Annotated in this window: 12 protein-coding genes; 6 read left to right on the top strand and 6 right to left on the bottom strand. The window is 71.7% G+C overall.

Annotated features, from left to right (window positions below; genetic code table 11):
* Positions 1-253: 253 nt before the first annotated feature.
* Together BJ965_RS25325 and BJ965_RS25330 are read left to right on the top strand one after the other, a co-directional pair.
* Positions 254-811, top strand: coding sequence for a sigma-70 family RNA polymerase sigma factor (locus BJ965_RS25325; RefSeq protein ID WP_184917522.1), 558 nt, complete (start codon positions 254-256; stop codon positions 809-811).
* Position 812: 1 nt separating this feature from the next.
* Positions 813-1616, top strand: coding sequence for a hypothetical protein (locus BJ965_RS25330; RefSeq protein WP_184911073.1), 804 nt, complete (start codon positions 813-815; stop codon positions 1614-1616).
* A gap of 56 nt (positions 1617-1672) precedes the next feature.
* Here the strand turns inward: BJ965_RS25330 and BJ965_RS25335 are convergent, their stop codons facing one another.
* On the bottom strand, positions 1673-4984 hold the full coding sequence (locus BJ965_RS25335; RefSeq protein ID WP_184911075.1) for a S8 family serine peptidase: 3312 nt from the start codon (positions 4982-4984) through the stop codon (positions 1673-1675).
* Between the two features lie 225 nt (positions 4985-5209).
* On the opposite strand from BJ965_RS25335, the gene BJ965_RS25340 reads away from it, so the two are divergent.
* From BJ965_RS25340 to BJ965_RS25350, 3 genes are all read left to right on the top strand, one after another.
* Entirely contained in the window at positions 5210-5668 is a 459-nt protein-coding gene (locus BJ965_RS25340; RefSeq protein ID WP_313667008.1) for an NUDIX hydrolase, read from the top strand.
* A gap of 254 nt (positions 5669-5922) precedes the next feature.
* Positions 5923-7692: a TIGR03767 family metallophosphoesterase gene (locus BJ965_RS25345; RefSeq protein WP_184911077.1), complete on the top strand. Its 1770-nt coding sequence runs from the start codon at positions 5923-5925 to the stop codon at positions 7690-7692.
* Positions 7693-7792: 100 nt separating this feature from the next.
* A complete protein-coding gene (locus BJ965_RS25350; protein ID WP_184911079.1) occupies positions 7793-8941 on the top strand; it encodes a serine hydrolase domain-containing protein in 1149 nt (382 codons plus the stop codon).
* A 79-nt stretch (positions 8942-9020) separates the two neighbouring features.
* Here the strand turns inward: BJ965_RS25350 and BJ965_RS25355 are convergent, their stop codons facing one another.
* Together BJ965_RS25355 and pepN are read right to left on the bottom strand one after the other, a co-directional pair.
* Positions 9021-10061 (bottom strand): hypothetical protein, encoded by a 1041-nt coding sequence (locus tag BJ965_RS25355; RefSeq protein ID WP_184911081.1) that lies wholly within the window; start codon positions 10059-10061, stop codon positions 9021-9023.
* A gap of 196 nt (positions 10062-10257) precedes the next feature.
* Positions 10258-12837 (bottom strand): aminopeptidase N, encoded by a 2580-nt coding sequence (gene pepN, locus BJ965_RS25360; protein ID WP_184911083.1) that lies wholly within the window; start codon positions 12835-12837, stop codon positions 10258-10260.
* A 136-nt stretch (positions 12838-12973) separates the two neighbouring features.
* On the opposite strand from pepN, the gene BJ965_RS25365 reads away from it, so the two are divergent.
* Positions 12974-13612, top strand: a complete 639-nt coding sequence (locus BJ965_RS25365; RefSeq protein ID WP_184911085.1) for a mycothiol-dependent nitroreductase Rv2466c family protein — start codon at positions 12974-12976, stop codon at positions 13610-13612.
* Between the two features lie 3 nt (positions 13613-13615).
* Here BJ965_RS25365 and BJ965_RS25370 read toward each other — a convergent pair whose 3' ends face one another.
* Genes BJ965_RS25370 through BJ965_RS25380 form a run of 3 tightly spaced genes read right to left on the bottom strand, consistent with a single transcriptional unit; the run spans position 13616 to position 16349 of the window.
* Positions 13616-13843, bottom strand: a complete 228-nt coding sequence (locus BJ965_RS25370) for a hypothetical protein (protein ID WP_142163933.1) — start codon at positions 13841-13843, stop codon at positions 13616-13618.
* Entirely contained in the window at positions 13843-14898 is a 1056-nt protein-coding gene (locus BJ965_RS25375; protein ID WP_184911087.1) for a glycerophosphodiester phosphodiesterase family protein, read from the bottom strand. The genes BJ965_RS25370 and BJ965_RS25375 overlap by 1 nt, the downstream gene beginning before the upstream one ends.
* A gap of 26 nt (positions 14899-14924) precedes the next feature.
* Positions 14925-16349 carry an FGGY-family carbohydrate kinase gene (locus tag BJ965_RS25380; protein WP_184911089.1) on the bottom strand — a complete coding sequence of 475 codons (1425 nt, stop codon included), beginning with the start codon at positions 16347-16349 and terminating at the stop codon, positions 14925-14927.
* Between the last annotated feature and the right edge of the window lie 13 nt (positions 16350-16362).

Genomic DNA, 16362 nt, shown 5'->3' on the forward strand with positions numbered 1-16362 from the left:
CCCCGGACTGCCCGAAGAGTGGGACGGCCTGTCCCGCTCCATGGTTGCGGACCTGCGGTGTCGACCCCGCTGAGCTGGAGGAATTCGTCCGCCAGGGGTCGTGCGCCGCAAGCTCGCCTGCCCCTGTCGGTCTCGGCCACACGGAAGTGTGATGTATGCCTCTGCCGGTCCGGCGGAACTCGCCGCGCGGTGAGCGAACGTTCCGGGGCGTGCCGGCGTCGTAGGAGAAACGACGTGAGGGGGGTGGCTTGTGCTGTTGCGCGGAAGGCCACGGCGCGGCCGGGAGGCGCACGCGGCGGCCGGCGGCGACCCGGCGGGCGAGGCCGATCCGCTGGACGCGGCACAGGAACGCCGGGTGCGGGCGGTGCTCGCGCTCGGCGGGGTGCCGCAGGCGGACCTGCCGGACGGGGTGCAGCAGGTCCGCCTGCGGCTGCTGGAGCGGGCCGCCGGCGGCCGGGAGGCGCCGCGGGACGTCTCGGCGTGGGCGGCGGTCGTCGCCTCCAACCTCGCCATGGACTGGCACCGGGCCAAGCGCCGCCAGGAGCGGCTCGGGGAGCGGCTGGCCGCCCTGCGCCAGCCGGCGGAGCACCCCTCCGGCGAGGACAGCAGCGTGCTGTCCGTCGCCGTCGCCCAGGGCCTGGACGAGCTGCCCGACGCCCAGCGGCAGGTCGTCGTCCTGCGCTTCTACGCCGACCTGCCGGTCCGGTCCATCGCCGAGCAGCTGGGCGTCCCGGAGGGCACGGTCAAGAGCCGGCTGCACACGGCGGTACGGGCCCTGCGCGCCCGCCTGCACGAGGACGAGGTGGTGTGACGTGACCGCCGGGCACGACAAGGACGGGCACTACGGGGACGGGCACGACGAGGCAGCGCTGATGGCGGTGATCACCGGCGAGGCGCCCGGGGACGAGGCCCTCGCGGACGACGCCTTCATGGCCGGGTACCGCTCCGCGACCGCCGACGTGGTGTTGCTGCGCGAGCAGCTGGACCTCATCGGGCAGGCACTCGCCGGGCCCGAACGGGTTTCCGAACCGGTCCCTGAGCAGGACCCCGAGCCCGGACCGGGGGCAGGAGGCGGCGCCTCCGTGACCCCGCTGTCCGCGCCCCGCGACCGTCGCAAGCCCCGGGGCATGGCCCTGAAGGGCCTCGTCGCGGCCGTCGGTGCCGGTCTCGTGATCGGTATGGGCTGGCTCGTCGTCCAGAGCGGCGGCATGAGCGCCGGGGGCGACCAGGGCGCGTCGTCCGCCGCCGACCGTTCCGCCGGGCGGGAGCACGCCGACGAGGACGCCAAGCTCAGCAACGCCGGGTATCTCGCCTGCGCCCGGATCGTCGTCGAGGGCACCGTCGCAAAGGTCGAGACCGTTCCCGGTACCGGCCGGGACCGGATCACCCTGGACGTGACGCGCTACTACAAGCCGGACAAGGGACGGGCGCGGATCACCTTCCCCCTGGAGACCGGCGCCGTTCCCTCGCTCCGAGCCGGTGAACACATGCTCGTCGGTATCTCCGGCGAGCAGGCCCACCCGGACACATGGGCGACCGGGGAGAAGGAGATCGCCCGCGAACGGGCGTGGATCACCGACGCGCTGCCCGCTTCGCGTACCTTCCCCTGCCCGTAGAAGCGGGAGGGGCGGGCGCCCTCACGGACGCCCGCCCCACCGTTACCGCGATACCGCTAAGGCAGAACCTTGTCGATCTTCACGCTGCCCACGCCCGCGACCGTGCCGCGCGCGTTGACCAGCTGGACCTGGCCGAAGAACTCACGCCCCTCGGGAGCGGCCGCCGCGGCGGTGACGCTGCCCGAGACCGTGGCGGAGTCGCCCGTGCCGAGCTTCACCGGGGCCGACCCGTCGACGGTGACGCTGCCGAGGGAGGGGGAGAAGAACACGTCCTGGTAGTCGTACTCCGTGGTGCCGGCCGGCACCGAGTAGCCGACGACCTCGATCGAGTACTTCCCGGCGGCCGGGGAGGGGATGGAGACCGACTCCTCCGAGTCGCCGTCGGCGGAGCTGCCGACCTGCGTGCCCGACGCGTCGTACACGGCGAGGTCCAGGTCCGCGGCGTTGTCCGAGACACCGCCGATGGCGACGTCCAGCGACTTGGCGCCCGCGGGCACCTCGACCGTGGTGGTCTGGGTCTCGCCCTGCTTGATCGAGGGGCGGGCCACCTTGGCGGAGCCGAGCGGGCCGCCGGCCAGCTTGCCGTCGAGCGCGGCGAAGCCGTTCGTCACCTTCCAGGAGGCGGCGGCCGGGGTGCCGACCTTCGCCTCGGGCACGGTCACGGTCTCCGGGTCGAAGGCCGCGCCGAGCACGGCGACGTCCAGCTTGTACGGGTTGTCCAGCAGCGGCGACGTACGGCGCGACTCGACCTCGATCTCCCAGACACCGGCCTGCGGGTCGGCGTAGGAACGCACGTCCGGGCGGCAGGTGTTGGCCGGGTTGTCGTAGTTCGGGTAGCAGTTGATCGTCGACGTCGGGTCCGACGGCACACCGTACGGGTGGATGGCGATGAACCGCGTCTGGCTCTTGTCCTTCAGCCCGCTCATCGCGACCTCGAGGGTCTTCGCGCCCTCGGGGACGGTGACGAAGTAGTGGTGCGAGCTGTTGCGCTGCACCGTGCTCTTCGCGGAGGTCGTGAACTTCAGCGGCGTGGAGACCACGACCGTGCTGAGGACCTGCCGGTCGATGCCCTCGGTCTTCGGGTCGTCGACCTCGAGGATCGCGCTCTTGATGCCGGCGGACTTCGACGCGGCCTGGACCTTGACGGTCACCGGCTGGTTCAGCGGCAGCTTCACCTCGTCGGAGCCGACGATGCGGAACGTGCCGCCCGCGTTGTTCTCGAAGTGCAGCTCGTGCCGGATCGCCTTGTCGGCGCCGGACGTACGGGTCAGGGTGATCTCGTACGTCTTCTTCTGCCCGGCCTTCAGGCCGCCCTCACGGTCGTAGAGGCCGGTGCCGAAGCCCGGGGTCTTCAGGAACTGGTCGATCGCGGTGTCGACCGGCGCCTTGACCGTGTAGGTGTGCGCGCTGGCGTCGTCGCGGATCGCGTCCCAGGCGTCGGGGATGTTCATCAGGCCCGCGCCCTCCTCGTACGCCTGCACACCCTTGATGTGGTCGGCGGTCGAGGTGAGGGCCGTGCGCAGGGTCGCCGGCGTGAGGTCGATCTTCTTCTGCTTGGCGGCCGACACCAGCAGCGCCGCGGCGCCCGTGGCCTGCGGGGAGGCCATCGAGGTGCCCTGGAGCATCGAGTAGCCGGCCGGCAGGGTGTAGCCCGCCTCGGCGACCGGGCCGCCCGGCAGCCAGGTCTGCGTGGTGTTGATCGCCGCACCCGGAGCGACCAGGGTCGGCGTGAAGCCGCCGTCCTCACGCGGGCCGCGCGAGGAGAACGGCATCATCGCGTACTTCTTCTCCACGACCGAGCCGTAGTTGGCGGCCCAGGTCTCCTTGGAGACGGACGCGCCGACCGAGATGACCTTGTCGGCCAGGGCCGGGTCGCCGATGGTGTTGGCGCCGGGGCCGGAGTTGCCCGCGGAGATCACCAGCTGGACGCCGTAGGTGTCGATGAGGCGCGTGTACAGCTCGCTGCGCGCGTTGTTGCCGTCGTTCAGCGCAGGCAGGCCGCCGATGGACATGTTGACGATGTCGACACCGCGCTTGGTGACGAGGTCGATCATGCCCTCGGTGAGCGCGACGTTGGTGCAACCGCCGGACCAGGTGCAGGCCCGCGAGGAGACCAGCTTGGCGCCGGGGGCGGCGCCGTTCATCTTCCCGCCGAACAGGCCGTTGGCGGCGGTGATGCCGGCGACGTGCGTGCCGTGCTCGGACTCGATGACGCCGATGTTCACGAAGTCCGACTTCTTGCCGACCCAGGAGCCGCCCAGCGGGTCCATCGGGACGTCCTTGCGGATCTCCACGACGAACGGCTGCCGCTCGGCGATGTCGGTGGCCGGGTCGTCGGTGCCGAAGTACCCGACCTGGTGGCCGTCCTTGTACGGCTTCATCGGGGCGTCGTCGCCGAAGTCGTTGTTGTTGTTCAGGTCGACCCGGACCGTGCCGGTCTTGACGTCGTACAGCACGCCCCAGACATCGGTGGTGTCGCCGTCGCGGTTGGCGTCGCCCTTGGCGTCGCCGGCGGCGGTGTACGACTCCTTGAAGAGGCTGACGGCGTACGAGCCCGCCGGCGCCTTGAACGACTGGCCCTGGTAGGTGAAGGCCGGGCCGGACACGGCCGTGACCATCGGGCGCCAGGTGTTGTCGTTGTCGATGATCGGGTCGGTCGCCGTCACCCAGTCGACGATCTTCCGCTCACCGGTCGTCGTCTTCTGCAGCGCCGGGTGGCCGAGGTCCACGCCGGAGTCCAGGATGCCGATGGTGACACCGCGGCCGTCCGCCTTCGGGTGGTCCTCGACGAAGTCGACCGCGCCCGTCTCGAAGGACGGGTTGTACGGGTTCTCCGCCGGGGTCTTCTTCCCCGGGCCGGGGTAGGTGCCCTTGGCGGCCTTCGCGCCCTTCGCGGTGTCCGCGCTCGGCGTCGGGTCGTCCAGCGGGATCTCCTCGCGCAGGTCGATGCCGTGCACGGAGGAGAGCTTCGCGGCGGCGGCGATCGCCGAGTCCGCCTTGGCCGTCGGGACGGTGGCGCGGACGTAGCCCAGCTTGTCGTCGGACCGGCCCACCGAGCCGCCCTTGACCGCGTCGAGCTGCCCGGCGACCTGCTCGGTCTTCCCGGGCGCGGTGGCGATCATCATCGTGACGGTCTTGTCGCCGTCGGCCTTGGCCTCCGCGAGCAGGTCCGCGTCGTCCGAACCGAGCTTGGCGTGCGCGGACTTGACGCTCGGGTCGGCCGGGGCGTCCGAACCCGGCCCGTCGGCGGAGAAGGCCATCGGGATCGGCCCGGCCGCGGAGAGCGCGGCCACGAGACCGGCGGCCACGGCGATGCGGGCCACACGTCTCGGGCCCGATATCTGATCGCGCGGGGTGGGAGGGGTCATCGGCATCCCTTGTAGGTAAAGGAACGAGCGGGAAGCGACCGGGGCCTGATCGGCCCTGGTCGCACACGGTCCGAACGGCAAGCCCGGACGATCGCACAGCCTTACGCAAGGGGAACTTCTTTGGGGAGGGTTGACCGAAACGAGATGGATGTATGGGGAAAACCCGCGATGCGATTTGTGAGCATCAGTCCCGAAGGTGGCGAAGAAATCGGTTAACGTCCCGGAGTGCGACAGAAGTTGAGGGTGGCGGCCTACGCCATATGCGTCCGGGACGGACAGATCCTCCTCGCCCGCTCGCCCGCCCGGGACGGCACGCCCGAGTGGGTGCTGCCGGGCGGCGGCATGGAGCACGGCGAGGATCCCTACGACACGGTCCGGCGGGAGGTGGAGGAGGAGACCGGGTACCGCATCGAGGTGACCGGGCTGCTCGGCGTGGACTCCGCCCACCGCGTCTTCCGCAACGGCTTCGGGCCCCCCGTCGACCATCACGGCGTCCGGTTCGTCTACGAGGCCCGGATCGTCGGCGGCGAACTCCGCAACGAGGTGAACGGCTCCACGGACCTCGCCGCCTGGCACGACCTGGACGCGGTCCCCGGGCTGGTGCGGATCTCGATGGTCGACATCGCGCTGCGGATGTGGCGCGAACGCCCGGCCACCGGACGGCTGGCCGACGCCCTGGAGTAGGGCCGGCCGTACGCCGGTTCCAGGTGCGGTACCCCGGAAGATGAACGCCGCGTGACCGGATCCGGGCCGTGTCCGGAGCGGGTGACGACGCGCAGGGTAGTCCAAGATCCACGTTCGGTGATCGGCGCTGCCCGTTGCCGCCTCGTTCACGCACAGGTCATACCCGGTGCCAACGATCGAGTACGAGCGGGGTGTTCACGTCGTGAACGCCCCGCGACCACTGCCGACGCGTTCGCACTCGGGGAGAGAAGCGCATGTCGCGCACACGCTCAGTCGCCGGCTCCGGCCAGGGTATCCACCGTCGTTCCGTCCTCGCCGCCACCGGCGCGGTCGCCCTCTCCGGGGGCGTCGGCTACGCCCTGCGGCCCAGTGACAGCCAGGCCGCCACCGCCGGGGAGAGCGCCACCGCCGTGGCCGCGTCCTCGCGCCGGGCACCGGCCGCACCTCTGGCCCCGTACACCAAGGGCACCACCGTGGCGTCCGCCGCCGCCCCGCGCGGCGGCACCGGCTCCGGCTCCGGCTACCGGCGCCTGGGCGACGGGCCCGGCTGGCAGCGGGTCGTCCGCTCCGAGCTGGCAGCGCCCAAGTCCGGCCGCGCCGGGCGCCGTACCGCGCTGGCCGCGTTCGTCCAGCTCACCGACCTGCACATCATCGACGCCCAGCACCCGCTGCGCCTGGAGTACCTGCGCTCGGCCGACATCCACGCCTGGCGGCCGCACGAGGCGCTGACCGTGCAGGGCGCGATCGCGCTCGTGGAGCGGATCAACGCGCTGCGCGGCGCCCCCGTCACCGGCGCCCCGCTGCACTTCGCCATGACCACCGGTGACAACACGGACAACAACGCCAAGTCGGAGCTGGACTGGTTCCTGAAGATCATGAGCGGCGGGCGCATCACGCCCAACTCCGGTGACCCGCGCCGGTACGAGGGCGTCCAGAACAGCGGCCTCAAGCAGTACTGGCAGCCCGACGCCGCCGTCCGCGACAGCGACAAGCAGGCGGGCTTCCCGCACCTGGACGGCTTCCTGAAGGCCGCCATCCGGGAGGTCCGCAGCCCCGGTCTCAACCTGCCCTGGTACTCGACGGTCGGCAACCACGACACGCTGCCGATGGGCTGCTACGCCTCGCACGGCGACTCCCACCTCACCGAACTGGCCGTCGGCGGCAAGAAGCTGATGAACGTGACCGCGACCGAGGCGCGGCAGCTCCAGGCGCAGATCAAGAAGGCCCGCGACCCCCAGGGCGTCCGCTACCACGACTTCCTCAAGTCCCATGCCCGCTCCATGCGTTCGGTCACCCCCGACGAGCGCCGCGCGCCCTTCACCCCGGCCGAGTACCTCCAAGCGCACCTGGACCCGGCCCACCGCGGCGTCGGCCCGGCCGGTCACGGCTACTCCTCCGCCAACCTGGACGCGGGCACCCAGTACTACGCCTTCCGCATCTCCGACGACGTCATCGGCATCAGCCTGGACACCACCGACTCCGGCGGCCACTACGAGGGGTCCATCGGCACCGCCCAGCTGAAGTGGCTCGACAGGACGCTGCGGGACAACAAGGACTCCTACGCGGTGATCTTCAGCCATCACACCAGCAAGACGATGACGAACCTGCGCAGCGACCCGGCGAGGCCGAACGAGCGCCGCCACGACGGCCAGGAGGTCCTCGCCCTGCTCGGCGGCCACCCCAGGGTGCTCGCCTGGGTCAACGGCCACATCCACAAGAACGTCGTCACCCCGCATGCCATGGCGAGCGGCGGCTCCTTCTGGGAGATCTCCACCGCCTCCCACGTCGACTTCCCGCAGCTGGCCCGGGTCATCGAGCTGGCCGACAACAAGGACGGCACGATCTCCCTGTTCACGACGCTCGTGGAGTCCTCGGCCCCGCACCGCACGGACTTCTCCGACCTCTCCCAGACCGGCCTCGCGGCGCTCTACCGCGAGCTGTCCCTCAACGCCCCCGGAGCGAGCACGACCCTCGGCGGCGACCCGAAGGACCGCAACACCGAACTGGTGCTCAAGAAAGGCTGAAACCCTCTCAACCGCCCGGCGCCGGTCAACCCCGGCCGGGCCCCTCGGGGTCCCCTCTCCCGACACAACTCGATATGACGTGACAGGGGGAAACGGGGACATGAACAGACGTGCGCGCACGGCCCTGACGGCGGCGACGGCCATGGCACTGTCGGCGGCCCTCGCGGTTCCGGCGACGGCGGCGGGCCCGGCCGCCGCACCCGGCGGCCATGACGCGACGAAGCGGGCCGTGCGGGCCGCGGTCGCCGACGGCGTCCCGGGCGTGACAGTGACGGTCCGGCGGGGCCACGGCACCTGGGCGGCCACAGCCGGCGTCGGCAACCTGGAGACGGGCAAGCCGCGTTCGGCCCGGGACCACTACCGCATCGCCAGCATCACCAAGACGTTCGTCGCCACGGTCGTCCTCCAACTGGAGGCGGAGGGACGGCTGTCGCTCGACGACACGGTGGACACGTGGCTTCCGGGCCTGGTCCGGGGCAACGGCCACGACGGCAGCCGCATCACGATCCGGCAGCTCCTGAACCACACCAGCGGCGTCTTCGACTACCTGAAGGACCCGGGCTTCCAGCAGACCTACATGACCCCGGACGGCTTCATGAAGCACCGCTTCGACGAGGCGGCCCCCGAGGAACTGCTCGCCATCGCGATGAAGAACCGGCCGTCCTTCGAGCCCGGCGCGTCGTTCGCGTACTCCAACACCAACTACGTCCTGGCCGCGCGGGTGATCGAGAAGGCCACCGGCAACGAGTACGGCGACGAGGTCGACCGCCGGATCATCGCCCCCCTGCACCTGACCTCCACGTCGGTCCCCACCACCCGGGTCACCCTGCCCCGGCCCGGCAGCCGCGCCTACTCCAAGCTGGCCAGGACGGATGCGGGCCCGACGTACGACGTCACGGAACTGAACCCGCGCCTGGCCTACGGCTCCGGCCAGATGGTCTCCAGCTCGGCCGACCTGACCCGCTTCTACTCGGCCCTGCTCGGCGGCAGGCTGCTCCCGCCGGAGCAGCTGAAGAAGATGAAGACCACGGTCCCCTCCAGCCGCGAAACCAGCCGCTACGGCCTGGGGCTCGTCGACCGCAAGCTCAACTGCGGCGTCCACGTCTGGGGCCACGACGGGGGGATCCACGGCTCGAACTCGGACGCGGTGACCACCGGGAACGGCAGGCACTCCCTCGCCGTCAACTTCAACGGCGACTGGTCGGGAAGCACCGACGCGATCATCGAGGCGGAGTTCTGCGGCAAGTAGACCACTCACGAGGTGAAGGGCCGCCGATGCCCCCGGCGGCCCCCTCCTCTCCCCTCCTGGTCCTGCCCCCCGTCCGTCACTAACGGGGCAGCACGGCGACGTACGCCGCCGGTTCGCGGTCTGCCGCGGCCATCAGGGCCGTGCGGATCACCGTCGCCTGCTGTTCCGGGGAGTCGCGGAGCTTGCGCGGTGTGATGTGGACGACCGTGATGCCGAGCCGCTCCAGGTGCTCGCGCTTGCGGGCGTACTCGGACCACAGGGCGTCGTCGTCCGGCCGGGGCGCCCGGGTGTCGAGTTCCACCGCCACCGCGTGGTCGGGCCAGTACGCGTCGAGGCCACCGAGGTAGGGGCCGCCGGGCAGGCGCAGGTCGACGTTCCAGACGGGGTCGGGCAGACCGTACTCGTGGACCATCCGGTACAGGCGGTCCTCCGCTCGTGCCCGGCCCTCGGCGAGCAGGGACTCCACCGCGTCCACTACATGGGGGCGGCTCAGCAGCCGGGCCTGGTTCAGCTCGCGGACCACCGCCGTCGGGTCGCAGTGACCGGCGCGGACCGCCTCCGTCAGCAGCCGGCGGACGATGCCGGCGTCCGCGAGTTCGGCCACCGCGTCGGCCAGCGCGCGGGCGACCGGCGCCACCGGCACCCCCGTGACCTGCTCGGGGGCGGGCATGGCGGGCGTGCGGACGATGCGCGCGCAGCCCGTGGAGCGCAGCCGCCGCAGCCGCGGGACCAGGACGTCGATGGCGTCCATGGACGGCAGCGGGGGAGTGGAGGAGAAACCGTGCAGCGTCAGCGCGGCCAGGCCCGTGATCATCACCTCGGGATGGGCGGGGGCGTGCGGCCGGCCCGCGCCGGGCTGGGCGGGCACCCCGGTGCCGCGCTCCCGCGCCGCGTACATCAGCACCGCGTGCAGCCGCTCCTCGCTGGTCGGCGGGCCCGGGTGGAGCAGGACGACGCCCGGCAGAAGCTGCTGCCAGGGGCCGCCCGCACGGCACTGCTCGTTCGTCTCGGCCGTGGAGACGCCGTGCGAGCGGAGCTGGGCCGCCGTCATCACACGGGGGCGGCCACCGCCGGACAGGTCGTGCAGGGGGCGGGGGGAGAGCGGGGCGTTGTGGGTCATGACCCGCAATTTCCCGCGCTCCGGCCCTCCTTGAACCGCTGTTACAGGTCCGTCGACAAATGCAGACAACCCAGCACTAAAGGACGAGTGTTCGGATACCGAAAGCCCCTGGTCCGTTCAGGTGCGGACCAGGGGTTACGGCTCACGCGGCACTCATCTCGTAACGAAGGCGGAACGCCCGGATCTCAGGCCAAAGCTACTGGTCGGAGGCCTCGTCGCACGCCTGTCCACGCAACGCCCGTGCCAGGTCGTCACGGGACTCCAGCACCAGCCGGCGCAGCGCCGGGGCCGCCTCCTTGTGGGCGTCCAGCCAGGCGTCCGTGGCGTCCAGCGTCTCCTTCGACTGCTGGAGCGACGGGAACAGGCCCTGCACCACGTGCATGCCGATCTGGATCGACCGCTCGGCCCACACCCGCTCGATCGCCGCGAAGTACTTCCCGGCGTACGGCGCGATCAGCTCCCGCTGCGAGCCCTGGGAGAAGCCCGCGATGGTCGCCTCGACCATGGCGTTGGACAGCGCGTCCGACTCCACGACCTGCGCCCACGCCTGCGCCTTGACCGCCTCGGACGGGCGGGCGGCCAGACAGCGCACCTGGTGGCGCTTGCCGGAGGCCGTGTCGTCCCGGGTCAGCTCCTCCGCAAGCGCCTTCTCGTCGACGAACCCGTGCGCCGCCAGCGGCTCCAGGAACACCCAGCGCAGCTCCTGGTCGAGGTCGAGGCCCTCGACCGCCGCCGTGCCCGCGAGCAGGTCCCGCAGCAGCTCGAAGTCGGCCTCGGCGGCGGCCGTCCGGGCGAAGAAGCGCGCCCAGGCGAGCTGGTGCTCGCTGCCCGGCCCGGCCGCGTACAGCTCGCGCCGGGCACCTTCGGCGAGCAGCCGCGCGGCCGTCTCGCGGCGGGCGGGAGCCGTGTAGTGCGTGACCGCCGACTCCGCCCAGGCGTGCAGCATCTGCACGACGCCGATCTCGGACTCGCGCCCGCCGAAGCGCAGCACCAGGTCCACGAAGTCCCGGGCCGGGAGCAGCGCGTCACGCGTCATGTTCCACAGCGCCGACCAGCACAGCGCGCGCGCCAGCGGGTCGGTGATCGCGCCCAGGTGCTCGCGCAGGGTCGCCAGCGACGTCGCGTCGAAGCGGATCTTGCAGTAGGTCAGGTCGTCGTCGTTGACCAGGACCAGGTCCGGAGCCTCGGCTCCGGCCAGTTCCGCGACGACCGTGCGGGCGCCGTCGACGTCGGTCTCCACGCGCGCGTACCGCTCCAGCGCACCGCCGTCCGTCACCCGGTACAGGCCCACCGCCACCCGGTGCGGACGCAGTTCGGGGTAGGACTCGGCGGCCTCCTGCACCACCGCCAGCTCCTCGATACGGCCGTCCGCGTCCAGCAGCACCTGCGGCGTCAGCGAGTTCACCCCGGCCGTCTGGAGCCAGGACCGCGACCAGGCGCTCATGTCCCGGCCGCTGGTCTCCTCCAGCACCGACAGCAGGTCACCGAGGCGCGTGTTGCCGTAGGCGTTCCGCTTGAAGTAGCGCCGGGCGCCCTCCAGGAACGCCTCCTCGCCCACGTACGCCACGAGCTGCTTCAGCACCGACGCGCCCTTGGCGTACGTGATGCCGTCGAAGTTGAGCTTGGCGTCCTGGAGGTCGCGGATGTCCGCCGTGATCGGGTGCGTGGAGGGCAGCTGGTCCGCGCGGTAGGCCCAGGCCTTGCGACGGTTGGCGAAGGTGATCCAGCCGTTGACGAAGCGGGTCGCGCCGACCAGGGCGAACTCGCCCATGAAGTCCGCGAAGGACTCCTTCAGCCACAGGTCGTCCCACCACTCCATGGTGACCAGGTCGCCGAACCACATGTGCGCCATCTCGTGCAGGACGACGTTGGCCCGGCCCTCGTAGGACGCCTGCGTCACCTTCCCGCGGAAGATGAACTCCTCCCGGAACGTCACCAGGCCCGGGTTCTCCATCGCGCCCAGGTTGTACTCGGGCACGAACGCCTGGTCGTACTTCCCGAACGGGTACGGGAAGTCGAAGTGGTCGTGGAAGAAGTCCAGGCCCTGCTTGGTCACCAGGAACACGTCGTCGGCGTCGAAGTAGGGCGCGAGACCCTTGCGGCACAGGGCGCCGAGCGGGATCTCCAGCGTCGTGCCGTCCGCGAACGTACGCGAGTAGGAGTCCGTCACGTAGTGGTACGGGCCCGCCACCACACACGTGATGTACGTCGAGATCGGCTTGGTCTCGGCGAACCGCCACACCCCGTCGGCCTGCTCGCCGGCGCCGTTGCTCCACACCGTCCAGCCCTCGGGTGCCCGCACCTCGAAGCGGTACGGGGCCTTCAGGTCGGGCTGCTCGAAGTTCGCGAAGACCCGGCGCGAGTCGGCCGGCTCGTACTGGGTGTACAGGTACACCTCGCCGTCCTCGGGGTCGACGAAGCGGTGCATGCCCTCGCCGGTGCGGGAGTAGGCGCACTGGGCGTCGACCACCAGCTCGTTGTCCGCGGCCAGGTCCTCCAGCGTGATCCGGCAGCCGTCGAACACCTCTCCGGGGTCCAGATCACGGCCGTTGAGTGAGACGGCCGTCACACTCGGGGCGATCAGGTCCGCGAAGCTGCTCGCCCCGGGCTCGTTGCAGCGGAAGCGGACCGTCGTGACGGAGCGGAACGTGCGGGGCCCGTCCCCCGGGTCCTCACCGACCGCGGACCGCAGGTCGAGGGACACCTCGTACCCGTCGACGCTCAGCAGGGCGGCCCTCTCCCGGGCCTCGTCGCGGGACAGATTCTCACCGGGCACGGGCGGCACTCCTCAAGTGTCGTGGGGTACGGCTGAACAGGACCGATCCTGCCACGTGCCCCTGACGCGGGCAGCCGGGAATGACGGGAGCGCGTACCGGCGTTGCCGGAGAAACGGTTTCCTGCTGAGGAGAGACATGTCGGACAAGACCCCCGTCGACTTCTGGTTCGACCCGCTGTGCCCCTGGGCCTGGATGACCTCCCGCTGGGTGCTGGAGGTGGAGAAGGTCAGGGACATCGAGGTGCGCTGGCATGTCATGAGCCTCGCGGTCCTGAACGAGAACCGGCTGGACGAGCTGCCCGAGGAATACCGCGAGCTGCTGGAGACCAAGGCATGGGGCCCCGTCCGGGTCGTCATAGCCGCGCAGCAGGAAAAGGGTCCCGAGGTTCTCGGCGACTTCTACACCGCGCTCGGCACCCGCATCCACAACCAGGGCGAGGGGCCGGGCAAGGAGACGGTCGCCGCCGCCCTGAAGGACGTCGGCCTGCCGGAGTCCCTCATGGAGCACTGGGACGCCACCCCCTACGAGCCGGAGCTGCGCGCCTCCCACCAGGAGGGCATCGACAAGGTCGGCCAGGACGTCGGCACGCCGGTCATCGCCGTGCCCGGCCCCGACGGCGAGCAGATCGCCTTCTTCGGCCCGGTCGTCACCCCGGCCCCGCAGGGCGAGGAGGCCGGCCGCCTGTGGGACGGCACCCTCGCCGTGGCCTCGGTCCCCGGCTTCTACGAGATCAAGCGCACCCGCACCAAGGGCCCGGACTTCTCCAACCTGTAGGCCTCACCCGGCGGGGGCGGGCTGGATCCTGAGCTCCTCCGGGAGCAGCCCGTCCTCGGCCCGGTTGAGATAGCGCTGGTACCACCGGCAGCCGGCCGCGGTGCAGCGCCAGTAGTCGTCCACGAAGTGCCCGGCCCCCTTCTCCGCCCGGACGGCCGCCCGCTCGGCGGCGTTGAACATCCGGAACTCCTGCATGGTGCCGCAGGTCCGGCACGCCCGGCTCACCGTCATCAGCTCCTCCTCGCGATCACCGCCAAGTCCGGGAAGTCGGTGACGACCGCATCGACTCCCATGCGGTAGTACAGCGCGTATTCCGCGAACGCGTCCCCGAAATCGTTCGCTCCGCTCCCGCGCCGGAACCGCTCCGGCAGGAACTGGTTCTCCGCGCGGAAGGTGTACGGCCCGATCCGCAGCCCCGCCGCGTGCGCGTCCGCGACGAGCGACGTGCCGACGAGCGAGACCTTGTCCGGGCCGATCCAGTCCGCGTACGCGGCGATCCGCGCCAGCCCCGCCGGGCTCATCATGTCCTTGTACGTCGTCGGATCACCGGCCGCGACCAGGTCGTACGGCCCACCGGTCGTGCCCAGCGCCTGCCACAGCGGCACCCCCAGCCGCTCCGCCGCGATCCGCTTCAGACTCGTCGGCTCGAAGGACTGCACGACGCACTCGCGGCGGCCGAGCCGGTTGCGGCGGATCACGGCCGTGAGCTTCGGCTCCAGCGGCAGGCCGATCGAGCGGAAGTACGTCGGGTGCTTGGTCTCCGGGAAGACCGCGATGGTCCGGCCGTGCTCCCGCGACAGACGCCGCGCCAGGTCCACGACCTCCTGGAAGGTCATGACCTCGGCGCGCCCGTCGAAGACGGTGTTGCGGTTGCGGACCGCGGGCAGCCGCTCCACCGCCCGCAGCGTCTTCAGCTCGGCCAGCGTGAAGTCCTCCGTGAACCAGCCGGTGACGGCCCGCCCGTCGACCGTCTTCGTCGTACGGCGGTCCGCGAACTCCGGGCGGCGGGCCACGTCGGTCGTCTGGGAGATCTCGTTCTCGTGCCGCACCACCAGCACGTGGTCCTTCGTCGGCACCAGATCCGGTTCGATCCAGTCGGCCCCGGTCTGGACGGCGTACGTGTACGAGGGCGCCGTGTGCTCGGGGCGCCAGCCGGCCGCGCCGCGATGGCCGATGACGACCGGGCCGCCGCCCTTGTGTGGTTCGGCCCCCGCGGGTGCGGCCGTTCCGGCCGTGGCGGTTCCCGCGGCCGCCGCGAGCAGGAGGGATCTCCGTCCGAGCTGCATGCAACTCCCCTTTGTCGAAGGCACGTTCACGTGCGGGCCCGGTCCCGGGCCTGCCCTAGCCGGTCCAGGTGCTCCGCGTAGCCCTTGGTGTAGAACGCGGCCCGGCCCGGGTCCGGCTCGACGACCGCCGTCGGTTTCGTCCACGCCGGCGCGTCCAGCCCGACCCCGTACCGCTCGGCAGCCGCCAGGACCGCCCCCCGGGCGCCGACCTCGCCCTCCACGACCCGCAGCGGCCGCCCGAGCACATCGGCCAGCAGCCGCATCCAGGCGGAGCTGCGGGTGCCGCCGCCGCAGACGGCCAGACTCCCGGTGAGGCCCGCCGCCTCCAGGCAGTGCCGGGCCGCGTACCCGATGCCCTCGCAGGTGGCGCGGACCAGATCGCCCCGGGTCGACTCCAGGGAGACGCCGGTGAGCTCGGCCCGCAGACGGGGTTCCACGAAGGGGGCGCGTTCGCCGGAGGGCGCGAAGTACGGCAGCACCCGCACGCCGTGCGCGCCCGGCGGCGTTCCGGCCAGCAGGCCGTCCACCTCGTCGTGCCGCACGCCGGTCGTCGACAGCACCCAGTCCAGCGCCGCCGTGCCGACCATCGCGGGCATGGCGCGCAGCCAGTGCCCGGGCCGGTCGGTGGAGATGTACAGACCGGCCGGTTCGCCGCTCAGATCGAGCTCGGTCGTGGCGACCAGGCTGGCCAGACAGGTGCCGACGATCAGCAGACCGTCCCCCGGGGACGTCACCCCGGCGCCCAGCGCGCAGGCCGGCAGATCGTAGGGCCCGTTCGCGATCCGGGTCCCGGACGGCAGGCCCTCACCCCGCGCCTCGGCCGTCGCGACCGGGTCGCTGACCGGGGCGAGCAGACCCCGGCGGTGCGCCAGCCCCAGCAGCTCGACGACCCGGTTGTCGTACGTCCTGGTCCGCGGGTCCAGGAACGGCATCGACGCGTCCGACACATCCGTCGCCGGACCGGCCCCCGTCAGCCGGTGGAACACCATGTCCTTGCAGTACAGGGCGGCCTTCGCGGCATCCAGCGCCTTCGGCTCGTGCCGGTCCAGCCACGCCAGCAGCGGGCCCGGGCAGCCCGGGAACATCGCGCTGCCCGTGCGCCGGAACACCGTCTCGAACGTGCCGTCCGCCAGCCACCGGTCGACCAGCCCGTGCGCCCGGCCGTCCATCCAGGAGGCGGCGGGGCGCACCGGCCGGCCCTCGCCGTCGACCAGCCACACCCCGTCGCCCTGCCCGGTCAGCCCGGCCAGCTCGACCGGCTCCGGGACCCGCCCGGTGACCTCCCCGAGCACGGCGACGACCGCCCCGTACACCTCCTCCATGTCCTGCTCGACGACCCCGCCGTGCAGGGAGAGCTCCACCGGGCGGGACGCCACGGCGAGTTCACGGCCCGTGGCGTCGAAGGCCGCCGCCTTGACCATGGACGTGCCCACATCGATACCGACGTACATGCGGCTCTCCTCC

Origin of the sequence: Streptomyces luteogriseus, from assembly GCF_014205055.1 — a bacterium.
In the GTDB taxonomy this organism is placed as follows: Bacteria; Actinomycetota; Actinomycetes; order Streptomycetales; family Streptomycetaceae; genus Streptomyces; species Streptomyces luteogriseus.

Bases quoted from the DNA above. Each gene is read 5' to 3' on its own strand.
- BJ965_RS25370 (WP_142163933.1), bottom strand. From the start codon at position 13,843: ATGACGGTGAGCCGGGCGTGCCGGACCTGCGGCACCATGCAGGAGTTC.
- BJ965_RS25365 (WP_184911085.1), top strand. From the start codon at position 12,974: ATGTCGGACAAGACCCCCGTCGACTTCTGGTTCGACCCGCTGTGCCCC.
- BJ965_RS25345 (WP_184911077.1), top strand. From the start codon at position 5,923: ATGTCGCGCACACGCTCAGTCGCCGGCTCCGGCCAGGGTATCCACCGT.
- BJ965_RS25350 (WP_184911079.1), top strand. From the start codon at position 7,793: ATGAACAGACGTGCGCGCACGGCCCTGACGGCGGCGACGGCCATGGCA.
- BJ965_RS25335 (WP_184911075.1), bottom strand. From the start codon at position 4,984: ATGACCCCTCCCACCCCGCGCGATCAGATATCGGGCCCGAGACGTGTG.
- BJ965_RS25355 (WP_184911081.1), bottom strand. From the start codon at position 10,061: ATGACCCACAACGCCCCGCTCTCCCCCCGCCCCCTGCACGACCTGTCC.
- BJ965_RS25380 (WP_184911089.1), bottom strand. From the start codon at position 16,349: ATGTACGTCGGTATCGATGTGGGCACGTCCATGGTCAAGGCGGCGGCC.
- BJ965_RS25375 (WP_184911087.1), bottom strand. From the start codon at position 14,898: ATGCAGCTCGGACGGAGATCCCTCCTGCTCGCGGCGGCCGCGGGAACC.